Source organism: Stenotrophomonas sp. Sm2128 (assembly GCF_030985535.1).
Taxonomy (GTDB): Bacteria; Pseudomonadota; Gammaproteobacteria; order Xanthomonadales; family Xanthomonadaceae; genus Stenotrophomonas; species Stenotrophomonas maltophilia.
The window spans coordinates 1-2,658 of sequence record NZ_JAPTFQ010000149.1 but is presented as its reverse complement, the minus strand read 5'-3'; the positions used below and the strand labels follow the sequence as shown (position 1 = coordinate 2,658).

1 rRNA gene is annotated in these 2,658 nt (G+C 54.0%); it reads left to right on the top strand.

Going from position 1 to position 2,658, the window contains the following annotated elements:
* Positions 1 to 2,535, top strand: a 23S ribosomal RNA gene (locus O0K41_RS22140); the annotation flags it as partial.
* Positions 2,536 to 2,658 lie beyond the last annotated feature (123 nt).

Below are 2,658 nucleotides of genomic sequence, written 5' to 3'. Positions count from 1 at the left end.
CAGTGAAGACGAGTAGGGCGGGGCACGTGAAACCCTGTCTGAACATGGGGGGACCATCCTCCAAGGCTAAATACTACTGACCGACCGATAGTGAACCAGTACCGTGAGGGAAAGGCGAAAAGAACCCCGGAGAGGGGAGTGAAATAGAACCTGAAACCGTGTGCGTACAAGCAGTAGGAGCTCCGCAAGGAGTGACTGCGTACCTTTTGTATAATGGGTCAGCGACTTACTGTTCGTGGCAAGCTTAACCGTATAGGGGAGGCGAAGGGAAACCGAGTCTGATAAGGGCGCATAGTCGCGGGCAGTAGACCCGAAACCGGGTGATCTAGTCATGCCCAGGGTGAAGGTGCGGTAACACGCACTGGAGGCCCGAACCCACTCCCGTTGCAAAGGTAGGGGATGAGGTGTGATTAGGAGTGAAAAGCTAATCGAACCCGGAGATAGCTGGTTCTCCTCGAAAGCTATTTAGGTAGCGCCTCATATGTATCCTCTCGGGGGTAGAGCACTGTTATGGCTAGGGGGTCATCGCGACTTACCAAACCATTGCAAACTCCGAATACCGAGACGGACTGTATGGGAGACACACGGCGGGTGCTAACGTCCGTCGTGAAAAGGGAAACAACCCAGACCCACAGCTAAGGTCCCAAATTCACTGCTAAGTGGAAAACCATGTGGAAAGGCACAGACAGCCAGGAGGTTGGCTTAGAAGCAGCCACCCTTTAAAGAAAGCGTAATAGCTCACTGGTCGAGTCGGTCTGCGGGGAAGATTTAACGGGGCTAAGCAGTGAACCGAAGCTTGGGGTGCATAACTTTGTTATGCGCGGTAGAGGAGCGTTCCGTAAGCCGTTGAAGGTGGATTGAGAAGTCTGCTGGAGGTATCGGAAGTGCGAATGCTGACATGAGTAACGATAATGCGGGTGAAAAACCCGCACGCCGAAAGCCCAAGGTTTCCTTGCGCAACGTTAATCGGCGCAGGGTGAGTCGGCCCCTAAGGCGAGGACGAAAGTCGTAGTCGATGGGAAGCAGGTTAATATTCCTGCACCTCGCGTAAGTGCGATGGAGGGACGGAGAAGGTTAGGTGTACCAGGCGTTGGTTGTCCTGGGGAAAGGCGGTAGGTTTGGATCTTTGGCAAATCCGGGATCCTTTAAGACCGAGCACCGAGACGAGCCTTTATGGCGAAGTCACTGATACCACGCTTCCAGGAAAAGCTCCTAAGCTTCAGCTTACGCAGACCGTACCGTAAACCGACACAGGTGGGTAGGATGAGAATTCTCAGGCGCTTGAGAGAACTCGGGTGAAGGAACTAGGCAACATGGCACCGTAACTTCGGGAGAAGGTGCACCCTTTTTGGTGGCTCGTGCGAGCTATAGCTGAAGAGGGTCGCAGTAACCAGGCCGCTGCGACTGTTTATCAAAAACACAGCACTCTGCAAACACGAAAGTGGACGTATAGGGTGTGACGCCTGCCCGGTGCTGGAAGGTTAATTGATGGGGTCAGCCGCAAGGCGAAGCTCTTGATCGAAGCCCCAGTAAACGGCGGCCGTAACTATAACGGTCCTAAGGTAGCGAAATTCCTTGTCGGGTAAGTTCCGACCTGCACGAATGGCGTAACGACAGCGGCGCTGTCTCCACCCGAGACTCAGTGAAATTGAAATCGCTGTGAAGATGCAGCGTTCCCGTGGCAAGACGGAAAGACCCCGTGAACCTTTACTATAGCTTTACACTGAACGTTGAGTTCGTCTGTGTAGGATAGGTGGGAGGCTATGAAACCATGGCGCTAGCTGTGGCGGAGCCATCCTTGAAATACCACCCTGTCGTGCTTGACGTTCTAACCTGGGCCCATTATCTGGGTCGGGGACCGTGTATGGTGGGTAGTTTGACTGGGGCGGTCTCCTCCTAAAGAGTAACGGAGGAGCTCGAAGGTACGCTCAGCGCGGTCGGACATCGCGCACTGTGTGCAAAGGCATAAGCGTGCTTGACTGCAAGATCGACGGATCAAGCAGGTAGGAAACTAGGACTTAGTGATCCGGTGGTTCTGTATGGAAGGGCCATCGCTCAACGGATAAAAGGTACTCCGGGGATAACAGGCTGATACCGCCCAAGAGTTCATATCGACGGCGGTGTTTGGCACCTCGATGTCGGCTCATCACATCCTGGGGCTGTAGTCGGTCCCAAGGGTATGGCTGTTCGCCATTTAAAGTGGTACGCGAGCTGGGTTCAGAACGTCGTGAGACAGTTCGGTCCCTATCTGCCATGGGCGTTGGAGATTTGAGAGGGGCTGCTCCTAGTACGAGAGGACCGGAGTGGACGAACCTCTGGTGTTCCGGTTGTCACGCCAGTGGCATTGCCGGGTAGCTATGTTCGGAAGCGATAACCGCTGAAAGCATCTAAGCGGGAAGCGCGCCTCAAGATGAGATCTCCCGGGGCACAAGCCCCCTGAAGGAACCATGTAGACTACGTGGTTGATAGGTCAGGTGTGTAAGTACAGCAATGTATTGAGCTAACTGATACTAATGATCCGTGCGGCTTGACCATATAACCTCAAGTTGCCTTGGCTTTACGACAACGTCGTAAGAGCATCCAAGTGCACGCTACGTCACAAGAACTACGAGAGGCAGGCGCCTTATCCAGCTGTATCGGATGGCGACGCTCCAACCG